Origin of the sequence: Desulfosporosinus orientis DSM 765 (assembly GCF_000235605.1) — a bacterium.
Classification (GTDB): Bacteria; Bacillota; Desulfitobacteriia; order Desulfitobacteriales; family Desulfitobacteriaceae; genus Desulfosporosinus; species Desulfosporosinus orientis.
This window is the reverse complement of record NC_016584.1, coordinates 3,196,242-3,218,446: the sequence shown is the minus strand read 5'-3', so window position 1 is coordinate 3,218,446 and position 22,205 is coordinate 3,196,242. Positions and strand designations below refer to the sequence as shown.

Genomic DNA, 22,205 nt, shown 5'->3' with positions numbered 1-22,205 from the left:
CTTTGTTACTAACAATGAACAATATTTGCTAACTGCGAACAATATTTACAAATGTCTCATGGAAGGCCATATCAAAAACTCCATTGGTAGCTTTCCCCATATCGGTTTCACGTCCGCCTATTAGGTTGTTTATGCTTTTTACGTTTAAATCCTGCCTGGCCGAACAAACAACAATATTATCAGGAAACTCTTGGCTCACTTTGGCTTTTAACGTAATTTCGCCCCATTGGTTATAAACGGATACCTGATCCCCGGAAACAATTTTCTTTAATCCAGCCAATTCCTTGTTCAAAATAATTTCATCTCTTACTTGTCCTTCAAGTAACCAACTTAAATTTCCAAATTGAGAATTAAGGCGATCCGCTTGGCGCACACAGATAAGACGATATGGATAACTTTCCGGTGGGGATACCGGTGCTATTATACTCGGTATTTCCGGACAACCAAGTTCCATCGCTTCGGGGACGACGAATCTATACTTTCTTTGTAGTTGAGAATTATCTGCTAACTTCTTTAGCGGAATTTTTTGGGGGCCATTTTTTAATTCTTTATAGGTGTCAATTCCCAATTGCCGGCATAATTGCGGGGGAACTGCCAGGCGAAGCCAATCTGATATTGCACGATCTGCCGGAAACGGACAAACTCCAGGGAACGCTTTATTTAGAACCCGTGATAGTGCTTGGGCAATTTCCAACTCAGAACGTACCTCTCCCAATGGTGTAATCGCTTGTTCGTTCAAACCAAGCCACTGGTGCCAGCCTCCTGCTATAATATCTTCCATCTCAAATAATGTTGCAGCCGGAAGGACAATGTCACTATAGCGTGCTGTCGGAGTAAGGAAATGTTCTGTTGTTACAATCAAATCCAGACTGCTCATCATCTTCCGAAAAGCCTGAAGCTCAGTTCCTTGGACCAACGGATTGCTTTGCGTGACCCAAAGCATTCGGATGCCGGGGTCAAGGGCCTTATGATGAAGCATGAATGAAGAGAAATTCATCTTCCGATTATTTATTAAATCTGAGCCCCATATATCATTAAACAAAAAATCCACGGAATGTGAGGTGTAAATTCCCCCTCCGCAATCTTTCATAAGCCCACCAGCAACAGCAAGTGCATGTATTGCGCGAATATTTTGTCCGCTATTGGTATACTTTTGTAACCCTTTACCAATCCAAAATACAGTTGTCGAACAACGGCGTATTTCGTTTGCCAAATACGTAATTACTTCACCAGAAATTCCAGCCACATTACGCATTTGTTCTGGATCGGTTTCCAAAAGCCAGTCCCGTAAATTTTCCCATCCTTCCGATTCACGAAAGAGAAAATGATAGTTTAGACTGCTTTTTAACATCAATTCACGTAAGATAGCCAAGGCAAGCGCACCATCACCACCTGGTTTGACGAAAATCGCTTTGTCAACTTTGTCCGCTGTTACTGAAGGAAACACATCAATAAGGATAACTTTCGTTCCCCGATTTCGCGCTTGCTGTAGAATTCTCATTTGATGAATTGCAGTTGAGGCAGGGTTTACACCCCAGAGAACAATCAGGTCTGCCTTTTTCATATCTTCGGGATCCTTTTGACTATACCCGCCAAAATCCAGTAATTGGGCATCTAATACTGCCCCCCCGCTATGCGGATTTTCAATTTGGGTAATCGGACTTATCGAAGACAGCATATGCGATAGAGAACGAGCTAACACTCCTGTATTGGCCTTCCCATCCAATAGTGCTAGAGGTAAAAGATTGCTATCCTTCTGGTAAATCTCGAGAATCTTCCCAGATATCTCTTGTAAAGCCTCTTCCCACGTTATCCTCTTCCAATTTTCCGAACCACGGGAACTTTGCCGTAAAGGATAGAGAATTCTATCAGGATGATAAGTATGCTCAGTTAAGCTATAACCTTTTGAACAAAGCGTGCCGAGTGTATAAGACTGAAGGGGATCACCGGACACCTTAATAAGCCGGTCATTGTCTACATGCGCTAATATACTGCAAGTATCATAACAATTAAGGGGACAAACGTGTCTGGTAATCTTCACAAACATCTCCTCCAAAAAATATGCATCAAATTACGTTATCCGTAAATGATGGGTATGGATCAAAACTCTTATAAATTTAAGTATGGATATTAATTTTCGAAAAACAAGCACTAGAAACTGGAAATAGCCTAAGGTTTTTTAACCACTTAATTATGATTTGAAAAGCCAAGAGATTTCAATAACAAAACTTAAAGTTCCATGATTAACGATAAATGAAACAGTAGCCCTTGCATTCAATCAATAAGAACGCAAGGGCTATTAACTGCTAAATCACAACATAAGAAGATGCGTAGACTAAGGCGTAATTCAAATGTCCGTGGCATATTCATTCGTGATCGAAACTATAGTGTTTTTATTAGATTTATAGCAACGTAATAAAATATCCGCGTGTGACAACATAGCCAGAAAAGCTTCAGCAGGATCTCCGGAGCAAATAGCGTCCAAAATCCTTTGATGAGCCTGAAGAATGTCTAATTTGCTGATGAAGTTTTCTATCAAGTGTATTTCTGGACGATCTGGAAAGCCTTTTTTGGAATCATTGAGATTGATTAAGTAGTTGTCTTCCAAAGATGAAATAAGAACGCGATGAAACTCGTTGTCAAGAAAATAAAACTCTTTGAACGAGATTTGTTCTAAATCAGAGCTACGCATTTTTTCGACTAGCGCTTTTAACTGCACAACATAGCTACTGTTACCCTGTGACTTGTACGTTTCGGCCAGACGAGCAGCGCAATAGCCTTCAATTGCACTACTGAAATGGTACAGCTGCAAAATCTCATCTTCCGTTAAGTAATGCATCCGGAACCCTCGGCTCGGCAGAATATCAATCCTATTTTCATCGCTAAGCTTATGAATCGCTTCTCGAACAGGTGTCCGAGACATATTAAGCTCTGCTGCAATATTATTTATAAAATATATTTCTCCATATTTTATTTTGCCTTCATTAATCAACTCGTTGATGTATACATAGGCTTCATCTTTTAATAGATTAATGGAAATCGCCTCCGTACTTCTATTAAAAAAATATTACAATCATAAGGTATAAACGCTAAACCATCATAAACATTCAAATTTAATTATATTATTTTGGTGGTATAAACACAAGACTATAATATTAACATATTAAATTAAAGATAGTTAAAAGACCGTTGACGGACTATTTTAAACATTGTATACTTCTTAATAAACAAACCGGTATATCGGTATATCGGTATATCTAACTAAAAAGGAGGGTAGTGAACTTTTTCCTGATCAATAAAGATTTGGAGGATGAAATTAAATGGATAATCAAGCAGCAAGGAGCAAAATGAATCCTTGGTTTATACTAATTATCATACTATTAGCTACAACAGCGGCTCCACTGGCAATGTTCAAGGTTCCAACCGTTATGCCTAATATAATGGCGGAGTTCAACCTGAATGCGGCACAAGGTGGTTTTGTATTCTCATTTTTTTCTCTAATACCTATTTTTATCTCAATTCCTGCCGGAATTATTGTTGCAAAGTTCGGTAACTGGAAACTAGGCCTGATAGCCTTGATCTGTCTAGTGATTGGATCCTTGATAGGTGTTTACTCTAATTCGCTTACTCCAATGCTGATGAGCAGAGCAATAGAAGGTTTTGCTATGACCATGCTTGCAACAATAGGTCCTAACATTGTGGCACAATTGTTTTCACCTGAGCAACGTGGCAAAGCAATGGGAATTTTTCTTTGTTACATTGCTTTGGGTCAAACGGTTATGTTTAATGCCGCTCCGAGTATTATCGCTTCGTTTGGTTGGCGTGGCGTTTGGTGGTTCACCGCCATTTATTCGCTATTATTCATCATATTGTGGTTCCTATTTCTAAGAAACGTAGATTCACCAACAAATCAAGCAACGGGAGAGGCTGCAGAAAAACTTCCATTTGGTCAAGTGATTAAAAATATGGACATTTGGATTATCACTCTGGTTTTTTGCATGTTTATGGTTTCACTTCAGGGTGTTATGATCTTTCTGCCTACCTTCCTTGCCAAAGTTAAAGGCATGGAAATGGGCACCGCAACCCAATTAAGCGGATTAATAGGCCTAATTGGTCTCTTTACACTTGTTCTCGCAGGCACGCTCTCAGATAAATTGAAATCCCGTAAATGGTTAACTGTGGTACTCATGATTATCAGTGGTTTAGTTTATGCTTCGATTCCTAACTTCCCTGCTTCAATCGTGATTGCAATTGTTCTCGTTGGAATTTTTCCCAATATGGTTCCTCCGGTTATTTTTACAGGTGCTTCCGAGGTGGTTGATGACCCAAGAACGATGGGTTTAGCCATGGGTATTTTGACTACAGGACAGTTTATAGGTCTTTTCATGTCTACACTTCTCTTTGGTATGTTCGTAGATACACTTGGATGGACACAAGCCTATTACTTTGCCGCAGCTGTTTCTATATTTGGTGGTTTGTTGATGATAGGCGTAAGGAAAATTTCTAGGTAATATATATATTCGTAAGAAAAACTCAAGTAACGATTTAAAAGAGAGCTTGAAAGTTATGAAATATACTACTAATAATTAAAGGAGGACTGTTTAATGTCACTTAACTATTTGCCAAATATGAACATTAATCAAGTCAAAATATTAGAAGAAAAAACGAATATTGCTTTGTTGCCTGTTGGTCCAAACGAAGTTCACGGCCAACATCTGCCGGCGGCGACCGATGTACTCAGTGCTATCGATTTGGCGGAGAGAACTGCAACAAAATTACAAAATAAAGGCATGGAAGCACTGATAGCTCCGCCACTAAATTATGGACTAGCTGATGTTGCCAACGTTTTTGACGGGAACACTACCTTAAGATATGGAACCGTGGCTAATCTTTTTGAAGATATTTGCTTGAGTTTAGCTAAATGGGGTTTTAACGAAATCGTAATTATCAGCGGTCATGCCGAACCAAGGAATGCTGAAGCGATGATGGAGGGAATTAGAAGGGCTTCAGAACAAAATGAAAAAATTAAAGCGAAGTTATCTGAATGGTTTTTCAAAGGATTGCCCCAAGTAGGTTCAATATGCAAAGGAGCTCACCCAGAATGGGATCTTCATGCCGGTGAAATCGAAACTTCCTTCATGCTTCTGAAATATCCTGAATTGGTAGATATGGAAGCATTGAGCAAGCTGGAGCCCAACTGGGAGGGAGAGCACCTTTTCGAACGCCTCGCTCATGGCAAAGATAACTTCGCTGATGCGGGCGCTCCCTTGGCATATTTCGGCGATCCGCGAATAGCTACTAAGGAAACTGGAGAAAAATTACAAAACTTTTTCTCTGACATTATCGTTGAAGAGGTACTTGAACTGATCAAATAAAACAGGATTTCGATGGTGAATGTGCCACGACGTACAATTACAGTCTAGTGTGGTTCTCCAATAAAAAAAGCCGACCGAGGTGAATTGCCTTAAACTCACCCCAGTCGGCTTAAATTTTTACTCTGCTATTCAATTTCGCACTCTACTTCAGACCCATCAAGCAAACCGACAACTAACTTCCCATCGTTTACCGTTATCTTTTCCGTCAGTTTAATGTAAAGGTCTACATCAAACCTTTCTGCCATAAGCCCTACCGCAAACTCCACAAATAACTTTTCCTGCAAAGGGATTGTCACCAGAAGCATAATCAACCTTCTGAATCCCATGCTTCTCGGCATAAGCTCTCCTTCTCTCCATTTCAAGCTGGACTGCTTCCGAGGTGTCCTTATCAATAATGGCTGGATGGCTGTTCTCGACATAGTACGGAGGAACATCCCCATCGTTCTCAGCCCGCTTCTTCGAAAGGAAATCAATGGTGTAGGTCTTTTAAAGAAACGCATCCCCTTTGTATTTCTCGTTGTTCAGTATTTTTCGGATGCTGCTTTCGTACCACTTATACGTACTCTCCCATTTAGGAACCTTTTCTTTTTGAAGTTCTTTAGCTATCCAGTTGGGGCCTTTGCCGTTAAGATAATCATTGTAAATGGTCTAATCCAAGCAAACTATGGCCTTAGGAGCTATATAAAGCCTTGAATATGTATCAAATAATACAGGTCATTTTTCAGACACTAATTTCTGGACTCTATAAGATTCAATTTATGTTTGATAAAAGAATTGCATTAATAGCCATTTGAGCTATGAATACTTATTGGAATTCGACTCGACCACATGCACTATTAACTATGCGTTAAATATCTTTTTGATGAAGAGTTACATTGTATTGTTATGGTTTATCAAGCGGATTTGGCCAAAGATTCAGTAAGTCTCAGCATATTTCTCTAGTGCAGCAAGAACCTAAAAAAGCATTCCTTCTTCCCCATGTAATCCGCTTTCCCTGCTAAAATCCGCCCGAGCCTTCCAGCTACCATGGTGCAAAGTCATGGTTCAATTAGCCTTCTACGAAGTTCGGATACACTCTAATCAATAACCTGACCTTAATTTACCACGTTGCATGGGCCAAATGTACATGTTCACTTGCTGCATAGCCTTCATTACATTCCTTGAAATATTTCTGTTGTATCTCTTCAGGACCTAAATTATTCAGCAGTCGTAATCCCAGAAGAGCAAGTTCCGTGCTAAGTTTTGATGGATCAAATCCAGTGATCATGGTCTCTCCAATAGTCTTTGTATTTTTCATAATATATTTAATACGATTCGAGCCTTTGTCAGGATCAAAAGCTGATTTATCGTAATAATCGAATACAATCTCGCTAACGCTACTTGATAACCTTATAATAGCCTTGAGTGTTGACAATACAGACTCAAGTGGCAGGTAATGGGTCACTCCCATCCAGCTAAAAAAACTCCCTTGCCCTGAATCATATTTTGATTCTGAAAGGGCCGAAGCTAGATTGTCCTTAGTAAAATCTACCGGAATGTAGTGCAGGAAATCCGGTTTTTCAAGATTTAGACGGCCCAATAATTGGCGTTTTATTTCTTGCGTATAAGGCAAATCAAGCTCGAATACTTGGAGGCGATCTGTCAGATCAAGACGACGATAAGCAAAGGTATCAAGTCCTGCACCCAGGATTATATATTGTCTTATACCTTTCCGGATGGCTTCTTCAAGCCGTTCTTCAACAAATCGTGCTCTGGCTAGGACGGGACCAGCCATGATCCTCACAGCCAGGCGTAATGAGGTTGCGGCATCATTACATTCTTTTGCTAACTCCGGGGCCATTTCTGCAGCGGATTTAATTAAATGTTGTTTAAATGCTTCCCGAACTTCCTCAGGTATTAAATCATAAGCAAGTGGATCATTAAATATTTTCGTATTATCATAAACTGCGTGAAATCCTCGTAGAAATGCCATCATAAATGCTGTGCCACTAGGGTTTCTACTGACCATTAATATCCCTCCCCAGAAATAAACCTTTGGTTAGAAATTACTTTACCATGTTTAGTTAACCCAAATTAATGCTACAACATCACCTGTCGGCTAAGTCGGAGGGATTGCTCCCTCCTTCTCGCCTAAGAACTGTACGTGTCCCTTTCAAGACATACAGCTCAAGCTCTCATTTATCCGTCTGTCTTTATGATATTCCCACCATTTCTTACTTTACGTTTATCATCAAGACATTCGGCACGGTATATCCGCTGTTGCAATTTTTCTACATACCCGTTTACATGGAACCAGTCGGTTTGTTTCCGTTGGGTATCGGGAGGTAATGTGGACTTCTTATAATTTGAAGTTTTTCGCATCTGTTACCCCACTTTTGAAATCTTGCTTTTCGTTTTATTCCGTGTTGATTACCAGTTGGAAGTCAGCACCCTTTCAGGTATGTAATTTTTACATTATTCGCCCAGTTATTTCTTATTCCTGTTGGTTTGCATCATAGCGACCTTTGCTTTTTCCAACGCTCCTTTATCCTCTGGAGATTGTGTCTTCCTTGCGGTTGACCTACCGAAAAATCGGACTCCATAGGACTTACCAAGTTCAGCTTCTATTAGATACGGATGGGTTAGGTTCATTCAATACACCGGCAGATATGTAGGTAGTAACACACGCATATGGAAAGCTGCGTTTTCCAATCTGCAATACAGTGGTTAACATATCCCAGCCACTGCTGCTAATGACGATGCTTAATCATAAACCATACCATTCTTTCCCTCGCCCCCAGTTGCCATGGATACTAGGCAACCAGTTGGGCTTTTCCTCATGCAACCCACCCCGGAGTTACTCCCGACGCAGTTTCGGATGGGAATATCCCTACTACTAGGACATCAGACCTAAGTCTGCACTAATTTCAAGAAGAAGCCGCTTCTTGTCGCACGTCCATTATTAGCCTAACGATATTAACATATAACCTATTATTCATTGATAATTCTCGAACTAAATGAATTATTAATATCTTTATATAACCTTGTAAGATCACTATCCGTAAAATTTGAGTTGCAAGAAAATTCATTTCCATTACAATAAATACCATTAAACACTTCAATATCTAATTGTGAAAATCTTAATCTAACTGTAATAATGTTCTCCCTTTTCTTGCCATATTTACTTTTAAGTCTTTCTTGTAATTTAAGGACAAATACTTTTGTATCACCTTCATCACCACGCCATGCTGGATAAAACTCTTTGATACATTTTTTGTCAAAAATTTTAATTAAATTACTAATTAACATCTTAATTTTGTCATTAGCCATTTTAAATTTATTGTCGTTAAAAAACTCTTCATATTTCATGTAAATTATCACCCTTTTTGTATATAATTCTTACTCCATTTCTCCATGCAATAATCTAAACTGAAAGCAATACTTCTCTATCTTGCTCATCGTATGTAATTTCCCATTTTAGACATAATAGTTACAAGCTATTGACTAAATTTCTTAATATAGAAGGCCTTTATTAGCACCCTAACAACCTTAATCATTACATATCTTCTTTGCAAAGTAAGGGGAATATTGTCAGAAATCCACAGATAAGTTTTAACGTATAACACAGCGCCCTTCATGTTACTATATATTGGTTACGAAATAGGAGAATAATATTTCAGCTACTTACTCATCTTTGCTAATGGGATTTATCTCCGGCTTTTTAAACGAACTGACACAGGGATTTTTCTGACTTTCTAGTGAACCGAGCAACATATCTTAACATATCTTCTTCTATTGAATCAATGACTTCGGTTTTTCGCAAATCATTCATAAGTTAACTACCTATTCTCATAATTTCCTCAAAGATCTGAAAGTAATTGTAGGATTAACCTCATCAAAAGGCTTATCCGAAATTGGCCCGTGCGGGCCAATTTCGGATAAGCTTAGGTAAATGTCCCTTTGCATAACTTAATATTGTATAACTAAATAAAATAGTTCGTTATAGATACAAGGAAATTTAAGCCGCTGTATGAACCGATAAGCCTGAAGGAAATCTCACGGGCGTAAGTTTCGTAATACTGATATGATTTTTCGGAATAGCTGCCACATCGCGCAGGATCAAATCGACAGGGTGTCAGTCAATTACCAGCCAGACGCCATACACTCAGTTTCCCCTATTATCCGCCATTGTCTGTCGAGGAATTAATTATTCCATCTGTTGATTTCATCGATGGATGCTCTAATTGAGGTTATCATCTCATCAATTTCTCGCCTTAATTCTGTTGAGAATTGCATTTTGCCTTTGTCCGCATTGAGTTCAATGTACCCTTTGATTACCGTGACTTGATCACATAGCAATTTTAACAATGGTTTTGCACATGATAACCTTGGTTGTTGGATCAGATATATCATATTTTTTCACCGGATGTCACTTATAGTCTGTAGACTTAATGTCTGCAAAAATTCTATCATTCGCTTAAATACTTTGCCAATAAGGTGGTAATAAATAAGTGCCCAATATCAGGATTCTTTTCGGAGAACGGGTTCGGAAATTAAGACAAGACCTTGGTATTTCCCAAGAAGAACTGGCATTCAGCAGCAACTTACATAGGACATATATCTCAGACATTGAGCGGGGAACAAGAAACGTCTCATTAGATAATATTTATAAGATCGCAGTGGCTTTAGACATTTCTCCAAAGGATTTGTTTGATTTTTAAATATGCTGGGCGAAGCGCTCATGCTTGCCAATGGTATTTAAAAAACCTTGCAACTTCATAATCTGCAAGGTTTTTTAGATTCTTGAAACTAACTGCCAGTCCGACTTTGAAACGCGCGTTTCAAAGTCGGACTGGCTACCCTGTCTCTGCGAGATACTGGCCTAAATCTTCACGCAAATGTCCGAGGGAAGTCATCAAACCTCAGGTATCAATAGTCTGTCCGAAATTGGCCCGCGCGGGCCAATCTCGGACAGGCATTAGGACTACCGGTGCTGGGGATAAGCCCAATTCAATCGCTTAAGTTTTCGTATTTGTAATAAGGCTTTATTTACAATAGAGTGATTCAGCACAAAATGCCATTACGATACGTGACAACCGCCACTATAATCACAAAGGAGGCCTCTATGAATTTTCAAGAATTACAAAACCGATTATCCCAAATCAAAGAAATAGCCGTCATCAGCAGGAATGCCGAGATCGACGGTGTAATCTGCCATATCATGGGTATGGTGCTCCTTGACGATCGTACTTTGCAGATGCTGATTTTGGAATATGACGAGGCGTATCGGGAAAAGCTGGAGAATGCAGAAATTGCAGAATTGACCGTTTCACCTGGGGAATTAATGACTAACCGCATCGTACAGCGGGGCGACAGGAATCTGAAACCCACCCAGTGTTTTTGCTGCGTGGAAAAAGTCTGCTTTGGGGACTTGGAACTGACGACCAATGAAAGCGGCAGCGGCAAATGCGGTACAGAGCAATGGGATAAGGTAGCGTTGTTTACCCAATTTCTCTTAAAGGGCTGGAGTCCGGTGAGTCTTGATACAAAGGATATTGGCGCCATGTTTCTGACGAATCTGAATTTCGTGGGTACGTATGACGCTATTCCGGCGTTTGATACAGGAGTATCCATCCGTTTTTCCATGAGACGGAACAGCATACGCCATCTGGTGGAAATGCCTGTGACTTTGATTGTCGGCACTGAGTACCCGGATAAGCTGCATTTTACGGACAAGGTAAGCGGAGAGCAGCATTGGGTGCAGATTAACAGGGTTACCCTCTGCGACATGTGGACCGAGATGTCGAAGACATTTGATAATCCTCGGCTGAAGGAACAAGTATCCCCGGAGGAACTGGCCCGGAGTAAAGCGGAATTTGAGGAGCGCTTTTCTGAAATGTGCCCTAAAGGAATGTACTATCCGGTTATTGAGTATGAGTGTGAGGAGGATATCTCCCTTCAGTTTTATAGCAAGGGGTGGCTGGATGTGGAACCAATCCATAAGAACAGTGCTCTGGGCTTTTTCATGAAAACTGACGAACCCATGGGAAAACTGGGACTGAAACTGAAAGCCGATATTATACAAGAGCCAATGACGGCGAATACTGTAAGCATTGAAGCAGAGTTGTTCCAGTATAGCCAAGTTGATAAATCGGATGATATCGTAATAGCTTAGTATGCCTATATCTAGATGTCTAATGGGGCAGGAGGCGATTAAATAATGATTAGCCTCCTCCCCCATTAAAAATAATTGCCCGTCCTACTTTGAAATGCGCATTTCAAAGTAGGACGGGCAGTGGTTAACCTCATTCGTGGTACCCCTTTAATTTCTTATAGACATTCCTCAATATAATATAAAATATCAACAGCCCGAATAATTCCGATCGGCTTTCCACCGTCAAAAACCGGCAAAATATTAATTTTCTTAGTCATCATGATCCGAATCGCGTCAGCTACATCCTGTTCGGAATTAACAAACTCAGTGACTAAGGGGCGGATGGCATCGGAAACCTTAGTACTGACACTATGACCTAAAGCACTTTTACGATAAAAATTGCCCCACTTCTCGGGAAACTTCCCATCCTTGTCATCATTTATAGTTTTTACTTTTATGGCATTAAGTATATCTCGAACCGTTAAAATACCTGCGAGTTTTTCTTCTGTCCCTTCTTTTTTTAAAACGATCATGGAACGATGAATTTTGGTCTCACCCGTACATTTTTTCAGAACCTTTATAGCATCTTTTAAGGTATCGGTATTATAAACAATTGGGTAATCTGATGAAAAGGAAACGGGGACCATTAAATCTTTTACCTTTTTGGTTTCGGGCATTTTCGATTCGGACATGGCAAACTCCTCCTTTTACTTTTCAAATGAAATTTCAGATTTTTTTGACCCAATATTCAGAATACTTAGATATCACTTTGCCTGTTTAAATTATATTACAAGGTATGTCATAATATTGACATATGTCAATAACCTGATTTGATAGCACTATCGAAGATTCAGATTATACCCTTACAAAGAACATGGAAACACTTATGCAAAGAGTTTCCACATCCAACTATATATATTAGAAGGTTTTATTCTTTTTTACCGGCCCGATAAGACTCAGCCAGGATTTGAACTGTATGCAATACTTCTTCGTCAAATCCGGCATTTTCCACCCCGCTTTGCAGCTGCAGCCGGCAAGCCGGACAACCCGTTGCCACGGTATCCGTATGGGTTGTCTGGATATCTGCTGTTTTACGATCAGAAATCTGTCCGGAGAGATCCGGGTGGACAAGGCTGAATGATCCGGCCATACCACAACAGCGACCCGGCTCTTTCATTTCAATCAATTCCATTCCGGGAATGCTTTTTAAAATCTCCCGGGGTTCCTTACTAATCCCCTGTCCGCGGTTTAAGTGACATGGTTCATGATAGGTCACTTTACGCTCTACCCGCCCTAAACCTTCTTTCTTAAAGGGAACTTGATGAATCAGAAACTCAGAAATATCGTAGGACTTTTTAGCCCATTGATCCGCCAAGGCTTTAAGTTCGTGATCATCTTCCAGCAGTTCGCCAAATACATGCTTCCAGGCAGTACCACCTGAAGAACAGGCGACAACTAAGGCATCCGCCCCCATTCTTTCAAAGGCTCGCAAATTGCGTTTGGCTAAAGTCCGTGCTGAAGTCACATCCCCATTGACGGAGGCTGGGATACCGCAGCAAGCCTGGGACTTAGGCATGACAACTTCTATGTCATTTTCCTTAAGCACCTCGATCACCGCTCTGCCGATGTCCGTGTAAAAATAGTTGATCATGCAGCCCGTGAAGAACCCAACTCTCATCTTTGGGTTATTAACTCTAATCACTTCAGGGAATTCGGAACGCAGGGTCTTCTTGGCCAACATGGGGAAAACTTTCTCCTTACCTATCCCCACATCCACGCGCATACGCGCTAATTTGCTGTGTTTGTTCGGTATGTTTTTTAAGGCTACACCCTGGAAGATACTACCCGCCTTCATCCCGAAATCAAACACCCGCTGCATCTTCAAGGCAGTAAAGGCAATTTTTTTAGCCGGCTGCAGCCCTTTTTTGCGGACGGCTTCTGCTCTTGCCGCAAGAATAATCTTATCAAACCGAACCCCACAGGGACAGTTGCTATTACAGGCCATACAGGTGGTACAGAGGGAAAAACGATCCCCCATTCTCTTAGTCATCTCTGTTTCGCCGGAGAGAATGTATTCCGCTAAACTAATCTTTCCCCTGGCAACTCCGACTTCCTGGCGTGTTTCCTTGTAAATGGGGCATACCGCCATGCAGTTTCCGCATTTCATACATTTATGGAGTTCTTCGGTAATCGAACCCAGTGAATCATATACGGACACGATCAGTCCCTCCTTACAATCTTCCCAGGGTTCAGCAAATAGTCGGGATCCAGGGCCTCTTTAATGCGCCGCAAGGCCGCCACACCTGCTTCTCCAAATTCCCTGTCAAGATATTTCATTTTGGCGATACCAATCCCATGTTCACCGGAAAGGGTTCCGCCCAGGGCCAGCGCTGTTGCGAAAATCTCGTCCACTGCCAGGTGCACTCGTTTCATTTCTTCCGTTTCCCGTTCATCGGTTAAAATTGTGGGATGCAGATTTCCGTCTCCTGCATGCCCGAATGTAGCGATTTGCAGATTGTATTTTGTGGCAATATTACGGATGGCTTTAAGCATTTCCGGAATTTTACTCCGGGGAACGGTGGCATCTTCCAGTACGGTGGTCGGCCTTTTTTGAGCGAGAGCAGGAAGGGCGCTGCGGCGAGCCAGCCATAAAAGGTCCCGTTCTTTATCATCTTTAGCTATTTTGACCTGAACGGCTCCTTCCTCTTTGAGAATTCGTTCCACCAAAACAGCTTCCCGTTTGACAACTTCCTTGTAGCCGTCCACTTCACATAAGAGGACCGCTTCCGCGTCCATGGGGAGTCCCGCATGGACAAAGTTTTCCACTGTCTGAATCGTCACATTATCCAGGATCTCCAGGGTTGCCGGAATCACTTTATTGCGGATAATGGCTGCGATGGCATTCCCGGCTTTATCCACATCATCAAAGACCGCTAAGATGCTCTTGCGTGCTTCCGGAGCGGGAATGAGTTTGACAATTATCTCCGTGATAATCCCCAAGGTTCCTTCAGCCCCGGTATAGAGAGCCACTAAATCATACCCTGACACGTTCTTTACCGTTTTTCCGCCCCACCGAATGACTTCCCCATTCGCTAAGACTATTTTCAAGCCCATAATATAGTGTTTGGTTACACCGTATTTCAGACCCCGCAATCCCCCTGAACACTCCGAAACCGAGCCGCCCATGGTTGCTGTGGTAACGGTACCGGGGTCCGGCGGGTACAGGAGGCCGTGTTTGGCTGCTTCATCATTGAGAGTTTGAATGATGACCCCGGGCTGAACCGTAGCTGTTAAATTATCCTGGTCCACTTCCAGAATTTTGTTGAGGTGGAGCATGGAGAGAACGATGCCCCCTGCCGTAGGAATCGTTCCCCCACTGAGGTTTGTCCCGGAACCGCGTGGATAAATGGGGACATGGTAACGCAGGGCGATTTTCACCACAGCTGCCACCTGTTCTGTGGAAAGAGGAGCAACCACAACATCCGGCTTATGATGTTTCATCGCCGCAGTTGCGTCATAAGCATAGGTTAATAAGTCTTCCTGCTCTGTGAGGACATTTTCACGACCCAGGACTCGAACAAGTTCATCCAAGACTTCACGAGCTAACATCCTTATACCTCCTTTATAACGCTTCGAATAGGCACGACTGGCAGAACGTTAATTGCTTCATGTAAAGTGAAATTAAACAAGTAATGATAATTCTCTGCTGAACAAACAAGGGGAAGGGGCACAATACTACCTCTTCCCCCCAAGTCAGGCTGCAAACAAGCAACAAGAGATATAACTTAACCTTGTATTAAAATCACAGCATTTCACGAAAACTTTGAACTCTGGTTTTAGTCTGTTCAAAGGAGGTTGGCTCCAGGTCAATTTCTATAAATAAGCTCTTAATTCCGGCTTCTTCAAACTGTCTGTAGTAGATGGGATAGTCAAATTCTTCAGGGTCACAGAACTTCATCATGCAAACCACCACGGCATCGGCCTTATCCACGTTAACCATATTCATCAGCATGGGTCCTCTTAATTTTTTCGTATCTACAGCCAGAGAACAACCGTCGAATTCTTGCCACCATTTAGCCAAGCGGTAGAGTGGGTCTGGACCAGCCGGAACATCAATCCTGAACAGTCTGGATTCCTGGGCCAGGTCATCTGCCACAACAGCAAAATCATTCTCTTTCAAAATGTCTAATACTTCATTGGGTTCAGCCATGATTCCGGTTAAAATCACCTTTTTGCCTGTAAAATCTTCCACAGGTAAAGATTTAAGCTCGGAATTCAATTCTTTGACCAAGGCGGTATGTTTGGATTTTTCCATAAAGAATCTGGCCTTGATAATCTCATGACGCTTTCTGGGATCAATAATGTTCAAATAATTAGCGGCTATGTCCGTAAATTCACGCATTGCCTTGCGATTTTCGTTATAAACATCAATGCTGTGGTTCAGTGCCTCATCGGTAATCTGAACATTTAAGATTTTTTCCAGCTTTTCACGAACAAGGCGATATTCCTCAGCCAGAAACTTATTGGCTGCTTCGAGTTTTCGGTTTTGAGGATGAGTCATGACGATGACCGGGGATGTGCCTTTCCATTTTTGGCTGAGACATTTTAAAGTGTCACAAGGAACGGGGAAAAGGACCGCCGCTAAGTCGTTATAGACCCCTTCCAGCTGCATTTCCACAACGGATTGCATGATTGAACAAGCAAAAGGAGGTAAATAAGCACGGGCTTTAGAAATACTCTTTTGCCCTCCCCAAATTCCTACGGGCAGGTAACCGGCGGCATGAACGATTTCTTCCGGAGCATAATAAGGCATAATCCCTACCGACCCTTTGCCCGTTTCTTTCTTATAATCTTCCATGGCCTTACGGGGATTATTGGCAATAGAAGATAATTCACTGATAATCGCTTCAATTCTACTCATGGGAAACTCCCTCCTTATTCTGCTTCATCATTTCATCTAAGGCTTGGATCCGTGTATCAAACTGGGCAGGAGCAAAGTTACGGGGATCGGTTTGGTCTCCATCAAAGCTGACATAGGGTAAATGATTTTGTTGTTGGAGGATATCGGCCGTTTCGACATTGAGAAAACTCATGAGCTTACAGCTTCTGTTCTGATGATAAATAACACCGTCACACTTTCCGCCGCTGATGATGTCACTAAGAACCTTAACTTTGTTATCCAGACAAGTATTGATATAAATTCTGGTGTAAGCTTCTGCCATGGAACTCATATCACCGGGCGTATAAGAAAGATTCCACAAACCGGGATAGGCTGAACCGGTCATGATATTGCCAAGATTCTTTAAGCCTTTAAAGGTATGGCCCAGGTGCGGCCAAACAGCGATGCCTTCCCAAGTGATACGCTTTTGTTCATTGCCTTTAAAGGCGTAGATTCCTTTGCTTAGATTGTCTTCCAGTTCATCGGCAAACTTTTTAAAGGTAATTTCTGCGCAGTCCCTGCTGCGGGCACAAACGATCAGGGCCATATAGTTGAAAAGATCAAAACCATTTAAGGGGGATGGTTTATGCCCTGACAAAGAAGCAATCCGGTTCCATTGGGCCACAGAGCGCTGGGTTTGTTCCTGGACTTGCAAGAATTTGTCATAGTCGAATTTCTTGCCGCAAATCTCTTCAAGCTGAGCAATTGCCTCCTTAAACTGTTCCGCAATATAGTCTTTAGCATACTGGGGAATGGGCATGGTGTGATTAAAGGGAACATCAATGACGATGCAGGGAATATTTAGCTCAACGGCAAGATTTTCATACCACTTAAGCAAGGTGTTACAAATGTTGTTGCAGGTTATGACAAAATCAGGCAGGGGTACTCTGGCCGCCGGAGATTTTTCCAGTTTCTCCGGGGTTATTCCGGTTAAAGCCTCTTGTTTTAAAAGTTCCATATAACCCAGATTCACTCTGGCATAGGAGCAAGTGTCCAGGTTATACCCTTTTTCATCGGCAACTTCAAGCATATCTAAGGCGCCTTTTCTGGCCCCGATCCCTGCAGCATGGGTTTCAGGATAGATCATGGCCACGTCCATAGCTACACAAAACTCCGAAGGAGCAACGGAAGCCGACCAGCAAACAAGTTTTCCTTCTTTTTTGGCCTGTCTCGCTTCTTCATACAATTCTTCCTGATAGAAACCTAACAATTCTTTAGCACTCATATTGGCTGTATCAGTCATTTCTCATACCTCTTTCCTTAATTTATTAGCTTCCATAACTTCTTCATAAGCAAATAGGGCAGCGCCAAGGGCGGCTGTAATTTGGGGATTAGGAGCTACAATGACCGGTTTTTTTAGTTCTTTGCTGATGGCCCGGACAACTCCTAAGTCCTTAGCAACTCCTCCGCACATCACAACGTCCTCTTCCACCCCGCATCGATAGGCGAGTCCACAGGCTTTGCTGGCAACGGACTGGTGAACCCCGGCAATAATATTCTCTTTAGCAACTCCGTTGGCAAGCTGAGATATTACCTCGGATTCGGCAAACACTGTGCAGGTGCTGCTGACCGTGGCGGGTTCTGTGGCCCGGGCATCGTATTCTGCCATTTCATCCAGATCCACTTCCAGTACTCGTGACATCACATCGAGAAAACGTCCTGTTCCGGCGGCACATTTATCATTCATAAAAAACTGCCTGACGCCGCCTATACGGTCAAGTCTAATGGCCTTCACATCCTGACCGCCGATATCAATGATTAATTTTGCTGTAGGAACTAAAAAGTAAACTCCCTTAGCCTGACAGCTGATTTCGCTGATTTGCTTGTCGGATACTTCCACAGAAGATCGGCCGTAGCCGGTAGCAATAATTTTAGCCATGTCTGCCAAGGTGAGACCTGTTTTGGCAAGAGCTTCCTCCAGTACCCGTTTAGGACCTGTCGAGCCTGTTCCAATCTGAATGACTTCGCCGGCGATGAGGTTAACTCCATCTTCAAGTATGACAACCTTTGAGGATGAGGAACCGATATCAATCCCCATAGTATACATAGATTATTCTCCCTCGTTGTTTTTCAAGTTCATTTTTTCCTCACTGAAAAGTCTTGGGTCCATAAGCTTGAGGTTTTTGTCAATGGTAGGGACAAAATCCATTAAATCAATAATTTGGGTTTGGATATCAACGCCGGGAGCGATTTCGATTAAGTTCAGCCCCTCTTCTTTTAATTCAAAGACAGCTCTTTCCGTAATATATAAAACGGGCTGTTCGGTTTTAATGGCATATCTTCCGCTAAAGGTAACCTGTTCAACTTCTTTGATAAATTTCCGCTGTTTTCCCTCTTGATCTATGATTAGCATGCCGTCTTCAATTCTTTCTTTTAAGCCTCCTGCAGTAAATGTACCGCAGAAGAATACTTTTTTGGCATTCTGGGTGATATTGATGAAACCGCCGCAACCGGGTATTTTGGGACCAAAGCGGCTGACGTTAATGTTGCCCTGTTCATCACATTCAGCTAAGCCTAAAAATGCCATGTCCAGACCGCCGCCATCGTAAAAGTCAAACTGACTATTTTGATCAATAATAGCGTCAGGATTTAAAGTAGCACCAAATCGGGCTCCCCCTTGAGGACTGCCGCCGATGGCACCGGATTCTACGGTTAAGGTCATATAATTGGCGATTCCTTCTTCACTGGCAACTTGAGCAACATACTCAGGTGTTCCAACACCTAAATTGACAACGGTATCCTCTACCAATTCCATAGCGGCTCTTCTGCCAATAACTTTTTTAATACTTAAGGGAGTTATTTCAACATTGCCTTCAGGTGCCCTTGCTTCCCCGCACAGTGCCGGGTTATATTCATGCCCGACACTTTGTTCATGATCTTTCAGATCAGCTTCGACAACAGCATGAACATAAATGCCAGGTATTTGCACCAGTCTGGGGTCTAAAGTCCCGCCTTTTACAACCTTTTCCACTTGAACAATTACTTTGCCGCCATTATTGATAACTGCCTGTGCTATGGAAGTAACCTCAATAGTAGCTACTTCTTTTTCCAGGGTTACATTACCATACTCATCCGCATAAGTACCTCTCAAGAAAGCGATATCTATAGGAAATGCTTTGTAGAAAAGCTTTTCTTCATTGCCGATTTTTACAACTTCCACTAAATTTTCTGTCGTCCTGGCGTTTATTTTACCTCCGCCATTTCTGGGATCAACAAAAGTACCTAAGCCTACATGGGTGATGGTACCGGGCCTATGACCCGCAGCATCTCTGATAACATATTCCAAAGTACCTTGGGGTAAGTTATAACCTTCACATTTATTAGCCAGACACAGCTCGCCTAACTTGGGAGCAGTATTTAAATGACCGGCTATGACTCTTTTAACCAAACCTTCGTGAGCAAAATGATCACCGCCGGTGCCATTTCTGCTGCCTTGTGAGGCCGGATAAAATAAAGTGATACTTTGAGGATAGCCGGTCTCTAAAAATTTCTTTTCGATAGCCTTATAAAGTGCTTCCGGAAGACTATTTCCAACAAATCCACTTGTACAGAGAGTCACCCCATCTTTAACTAAATCAACAGCCTCTTCTGCTGTCATAATCTTAACCTTCCTCATACTATGCCCCTCCTTCAATGTTATCCTCAGCCATTTAACCTGCCCCGCATATTGCGGGGCATTAGATACAATATTCCGATTATCAAGTTACAGTGGACATGTCAGTCATGGTTGGACTACTCGGTTGTTTTTACTTCAGTAAGTCGGGATTAAAGGAGACCCATCTGAATATAATAAATTATTATAATATTCACAAAACGAATGATATAAGTATGCGGCTAATCTCGTATTGATAAGTACTCAGAAGGGTCAGGTTTCTGTTATTAAGGCGAATTTGAACAGGATATCTTAAAAATAGTCCTCTGCATAAAGGTTTATAAATCCACAGTTTAAACAAACAAATTTGATGACCTTTTGACTTTGGGGTTTGGGATTAAGAATTACTTCGCTATTCTCGATTAAGGTAAACTCATCATCTTTGGTTTTGATATCCACCTGTTTTATTTGTCCAGAATGACATGCAATACACTCTTTCATTCATTCATTCCTTCTTCCTCATTGCAACTTCGAAATTCAGGGGAATCATTACTCAAAATGGAGAATTATTTGAAGATGGATCCGGATATAATCATGCGCATGATTTCATTGGTGCCTTCATAGATCTGGGTTATCTTAGCGTCTCTCATCATTCTTTCAACATGATAATCTTTCATGAAGCCATTTCCGCCAAGCATCTGAACGCATTCTACAGTGACATGCATGGCTGCATCGGTACAAGCCATTTTGGCCTTAGCTGCTGAAACTGAATAAGGTCTTCCTGCTTGTTTGTCGAGAACTCCTTTATACAAAATATACTTAGCTTGTTCAATTTCAAGTTCTAATTCAGCCATTTTAAAGGCTAAATACTGATTTTTATATAAAGGCTTGCCAAACTGGATTCTATCTTTCATATATTGTTTTGCGATATCAAATGCTCCTTCGGCAAGACCAAGTCCTTGGGCTGCGACTCCGAATCTCCCGCCGTCAAGAGTTTTCATGGCGATGCCAAACCCTTTTCCCTCTTGCCCTACTAAGTTTTCAACCGGGACAACACAGTCTTCAAAAAGCAGTTCTGAGACTTGAGTACATCTGATCCCGCACTTGTTTTCAATAGTGCCTATGGAAAATCCAGGGAAACTTTTTTCAACGATAAACGCTGATAATCCTTTTGTGCCTTGACTTATATCCGTTGAAGCAAATACTAAGAAGGTCTCTGACAGGGGGCCGTTGGTAATAAAGCATTTAGAACCATTTAGTAAGTAGTGATCCCCATTCTTTTTAGCTGTGGTTCTTACACCTGCTGCATCTGAGCCGGCATTTGGCTCAGTTAAGCCGAAAGAGCCGAATTTCTTTCCGGAACATAGATCCGGAAGATATTTTTTCTTTTGTTCCTCGGAAGCGTTTTGATATATTCCTCCCATACAGAGAGAGGTACTTACGGAATATGAGATGCCAACGGCACTAAGCACCTTGGAAATTTCTTCTACGGCTAAGATGTAGGATAAATAATCTCCGTCAGAACCACCATATTCTGATGGGAACGGTAAGCCTAGCAAACCCATATCACCCATCTTCTTATATAGATCCACAGGAAATGTACTAGTTTCGTCGAGCTCAAGTGCGATAGGTTTAAGTTCCTTTTGAGCAAATGATCTTGCCGTATTCATAATCATTTCTTGTTCTTCCGATAAAATAAAATCCATTTGATGCTACCTCCTAAATTTTAGATAGCCTCCCGGCACTCGCCGTGGCAGTCGGGACAAGGTTTCCTTGAACCAACTTTATTGCAGTCCTCCCACTTTTTAGTGGGAGGATATTTGTTTTATCGAGCTAAACTGGAAATTCACATGGAATAAATAGTTTTCCGATGTACCTATAAACGGCTAACAACACTTGACTTTCTCAAAACGTCCTGATAATTGAGTAGCAAGGGAACTAACTCTATTAAATTTGGGGTGTCGCATATACTAAAATTCCATATCCCCTCCTCGTATTTGCAATAAAAGTAATATTCAAAAGCTTTTGATAATTGTATATTACTTGCTAGCAAATAATTTGTCAACAAATAAATATGTATAAATATAGTATTTTAGACTCAAAATTCCTTCTGAGGAATCCCAAATTAAATCAGCCATTGAGAGAATAATCCATCTCCTTTTGTGT

The 22,205-nt window shown here is 41.6% G+C and carries 20 protein-coding genes; 4 read left to right on the top strand and 16 right to left on the bottom strand.

What is annotated here, in order from left to right; translation table 11 throughout:
* Window positions 1-28: 28 nt before the first annotated feature.
* Both DESOR_RS15005 and DESOR_RS27425 read right to left on the bottom strand, forming a co-directional pair.
* Window positions 29-2,047, bottom strand: a complete 2,019-nt coding sequence (locus tag DESOR_RS15005; protein ID WP_042331271.1) for a molybdopterin-dependent oxidoreductase — start codon at window positions 2,045-2,047, stop codon at window positions 29-31.
* 300 nt (window positions 2,048-2,347) lie between these two features.
* Complete coding sequence (locus DESOR_RS27425) at window positions 2,348-3,034, bottom strand: GntR family transcriptional regulator (protein ID WP_014185430.1); 687 nt, start codon at window positions 3,032-3,034, stop codon at window positions 2,348-2,350.
* A gap of 286 nt (window positions 3,035-3,320) precedes the next feature.
* Between DESOR_RS27425 and DESOR_RS14995 the strand changes: the two genes are divergently transcribed.
* Together DESOR_RS14995 and DESOR_RS14990 are read left to right on the top strand one after the other, a co-directional pair.
* Complete coding sequence (locus DESOR_RS14995; RefSeq protein WP_014185429.1) at window positions 3,321-4,511, top strand: MFS transporter; 1,191 nt, start codon at window positions 3,321-3,323, stop codon at window positions 4,509-4,511.
* A gap of 93 nt (window positions 4,512-4,604) precedes the next feature.
* Complete coding sequence (locus DESOR_RS14990) at window positions 4,605-5,375, top strand: creatininase family protein (protein WP_014185428.1); 771 nt, start codon at window positions 4,605-4,607, stop codon at window positions 5,373-5,375.
* 125 nt (window positions 5,376-5,500) lie between these two features.
* On the opposite strand, the gene DESOR_RS30335 is transcribed toward DESOR_RS14990, so the two are convergent.
* From DESOR_RS30335 to DESOR_RS14965, 5 genes are all read right to left on the bottom strand, one after another.
* Entirely contained in the window at window positions 5,501-5,713 is a 213-nt protein-coding gene (locus DESOR_RS30335; RefSeq protein ID WP_242832326.1) for a hypothetical protein, read from the bottom strand.
* Window positions 5,714-5,861: 148 nt separating this feature from the next.
* Window positions 5,862-6,020 (bottom strand): recombinase family protein, encoded by a 159-nt coding sequence (locus tag DESOR_RS30330; RefSeq protein ID WP_427854242.1) that lies wholly within the window; start codon window positions 6,018-6,020, stop codon window positions 5,862-5,864.
* Window positions 6,021-6,474: 454 nt separating this feature from the next.
* Window positions 6,475-7,383, bottom strand: a complete 909-nt coding sequence (locus tag DESOR_RS14975; protein WP_014185427.1) for a class I SAM-dependent methyltransferase — start codon at window positions 7,381-7,383, stop codon at window positions 6,475-6,477.
* Window positions 7,384-7,553: 170 nt separating this feature from the next.
* On the bottom strand, window positions 7,554-7,736 hold the full coding sequence (locus DESOR_RS30325) for a reverse transcriptase N-terminal domain-containing protein (protein WP_042331264.1): 183 nt from the start codon (window positions 7,734-7,736) through the stop codon (window positions 7,554-7,556).
* A 609-nt stretch (window positions 7,737-8,345) separates the two neighbouring features.
* Complete coding sequence (locus DESOR_RS14965; protein ID WP_014185426.1) at window positions 8,346-8,723, bottom strand: hypothetical protein; 378 nt, start codon at window positions 8,721-8,723, stop codon at window positions 8,346-8,348.
* Window positions 8,724-9,865: 1,142 nt separating this feature from the next.
* Between DESOR_RS14965 and DESOR_RS14960 the strand changes: the two genes are divergently transcribed.
* Together DESOR_RS14960 and DESOR_RS14955 are read left to right on the top strand one after the other, a co-directional pair.
* On the top strand, window positions 9,866-10,075 hold the full coding sequence (locus tag DESOR_RS14960; protein ID WP_014185425.1) for a helix-turn-helix domain-containing protein: 210 nt from the start codon (window positions 9,866-9,868) through the stop codon (window positions 10,073-10,075).
* Window positions 10,076-10,479: 404 nt separating this feature from the next.
* Window positions 10,480-11,529, top strand: a complete 1,050-nt coding sequence (locus DESOR_RS14955; RefSeq protein WP_014185424.1) for a hypothetical protein — start codon at window positions 10,480-10,482, stop codon at window positions 11,527-11,529.
* 155 nt (window positions 11,530-11,684) lie between these two features.
* On the opposite strand, the gene DESOR_RS14950 is transcribed toward DESOR_RS14955, so the two are convergent.
* From DESOR_RS14950 to DESOR_RS14910, 9 genes are all read right to left on the bottom strand, one after another.
* The gene (locus tag DESOR_RS14950; RefSeq protein ID WP_014185423.1) at window positions 11,685-12,200 is read right to left on the bottom strand and encodes a CBS domain-containing protein; all 516 of its coding nucleotides are present in this window, start codon (window positions 12,198-12,200) and stop codon (window positions 11,685-11,687) included.
* Window positions 12,201-12,436: 236 nt separating this feature from the next.
* Entirely contained in the window at window positions 12,437-13,726 is a 1,290-nt protein-coding gene (locus DESOR_RS14945) for a (Fe-S)-binding protein (protein ID WP_014185422.1), read from the bottom strand.
* Window positions 13,727-13,728: 2 nt separating this feature from the next.
* A complete protein-coding gene (locus DESOR_RS14940) occupies window positions 13,729-15,117 on the bottom strand; it encodes an FAD-binding oxidoreductase (protein WP_014185421.1) in 1,389 nt (462 codons plus the stop codon).
* A gap of 193 nt (window positions 15,118-15,310) precedes the next feature.
* The gene (locus DESOR_RS14935) at window positions 15,311-16,429 is read right to left on the bottom strand and encodes a 2-hydroxyacyl-CoA dehydratase subunit D (RefSeq protein ID WP_014185420.1); all 1,119 of its coding nucleotides are present in this window, start codon (window positions 16,427-16,429) and stop codon (window positions 15,311-15,313) included.
* Window positions 16,422-17,690 carry a 2-hydroxyacyl-CoA dehydratase subunit D gene (locus DESOR_RS14930; RefSeq protein WP_014185419.1) on the bottom strand — a complete coding sequence of 423 codons (1,269 nt, stop codon included), beginning with the start codon at window positions 17,688-17,690 and terminating at the stop codon, window positions 16,422-16,424. Before DESOR_RS14930 ends, DESOR_RS14935 begins: the two co-directional genes overlap by 8 nt.
* Window positions 17,691-17,693: 3 nt before the next feature.
* Complete coding sequence (locus DESOR_RS14925; RefSeq protein WP_014185418.1) at window positions 17,694-18,494, bottom strand: acyl-CoA dehydratase activase; 801 nt, start codon at window positions 18,492-18,494, stop codon at window positions 17,694-17,696.
* A 3-nt stretch (window positions 18,495-18,497) separates the two neighbouring features.
* The gene (locus DESOR_RS14920; protein ID WP_014185417.1) at window positions 18,498-20,063 is read right to left on the bottom strand and encodes an acyl CoA:acetate/3-ketoacid CoA transferase; all 1,566 of its coding nucleotides are present in this window, start codon (window positions 20,061-20,063) and stop codon (window positions 18,498-18,500) included.
* A gap of 288 nt (window positions 20,064-20,351) precedes the next feature.
* A complete protein-coding gene (locus DESOR_RS14915; RefSeq protein ID WP_014185416.1) occupies window positions 20,352-20,540 on the bottom strand; it encodes a hypothetical protein in 189 nt (62 codons plus the stop codon).
* 65 nt (window positions 20,541-20,605) lie between these two features.
* Window positions 20,606-21,745, bottom strand: coding sequence for an acyl-CoA dehydrogenase family protein (locus DESOR_RS14910; protein ID WP_014185415.1), 1,140 nt, complete (start codon window positions 21,743-21,745; stop codon window positions 20,606-20,608).
* Between the last annotated feature and the right edge of the window lie 460 nt (window positions 21,746-22,205).

Bases quoted from the DNA above. Each gene is read 5' to 3' on its own strand.
- DESOR_RS30325 (WP_042331264.1), bottom strand. From the start codon at position 7,736: ATGCGAAAAACTTCAAATTATAAGAAGTCCACATTACCTCCCGATACC.
- DESOR_RS30335 (WP_242832326.1), bottom strand. From the start codon at position 5,713: ATGCCGAGAAGCATGGGATTCAGAAGGTTGATTATGCTTCTGGTGACA.
- DESOR_RS14995 (WP_014185429.1), top strand. From the start codon at position 3,321: ATGGATAATCAAGCAGCAAGGAGCAAAATGAATCCTTGGTTTATACTA.
- DESOR_RS14975 (WP_014185427.1), bottom strand. From the start codon at position 7,383: ATGGTCAGTAGAAACCCTAGTGGCACAGCATTTATGATGGCATTTCTA.
- DESOR_RS14910 (WP_014185415.1), bottom strand. From the start codon at position 21,745: ATGGATTTTATTTTATCGGAAGAACAAGAAATGATTATGAATACGGCA.
- DESOR_RS14965 (WP_014185426.1), bottom strand. From the start codon at position 8,723: ATGAAATATGAAGAGTTTTTTAACGACAATAAATTTAAAATGGCTAAT.
- DESOR_RS14990 (WP_014185428.1), top strand. From the start codon at position 4,605: ATGTCACTTAACTATTTGCCAAATATGAACATTAATCAAGTCAAAATA.
- DESOR_RS14915 (WP_014185416.1), bottom strand. From the start codon at position 20,540: ATGAAAGAGTGTATTGCATGTCATTCTGGACAAATAAAACAGGTGGAT.
- DESOR_RS14955 (WP_014185424.1), top strand. From the start codon at position 10,480: ATGAATTTTCAAGAATTACAAAACCGATTATCCCAAATCAAAGAAATA.
- DESOR_RS15005 (WP_042331271.1), bottom strand. From the start codon at position 2,047: ATGTTTGTGAAGATTACCAGACACGTTTGTCCCCTTAATTGTTATGAT.
- DESOR_RS14920 (WP_014185417.1), bottom strand. From the start codon at position 20,063: ATGAGGAAGGTTAAGATTATGACAGCAGAAGAGGCTGTTGATTTAGTT.
- DESOR_RS14940 (WP_014185421.1), bottom strand. From the start codon at position 15,117: ATGTTAGCTCGTGAAGTCTTGGATGAACTTGTTCGAGTCCTGGGTCGT.
- DESOR_RS14950 (WP_014185423.1), bottom strand. From the start codon at position 12,200: ATGTCCGAATCGAAAATGCCCGAAACCAAAAAGGTAAAAGATTTAATG.
- DESOR_RS14930 (WP_014185419.1), bottom strand. From the start codon at position 17,690: ATGACTGATACAGCCAATATGAGTGCTAAAGAATTGTTAGGTTTCTAT.
- DESOR_RS14935 (WP_014185420.1), bottom strand. From the start codon at position 16,429: ATGAGTAGAATTGAAGCGATTATCAGTGAATTATCTTCTATTGCCAAT.
- DESOR_RS14925 (WP_014185418.1), bottom strand. From the start codon at position 18,494: ATGTATACTATGGGGATTGATATCGGTTCCTCATCCTCAAAGGTTGTC.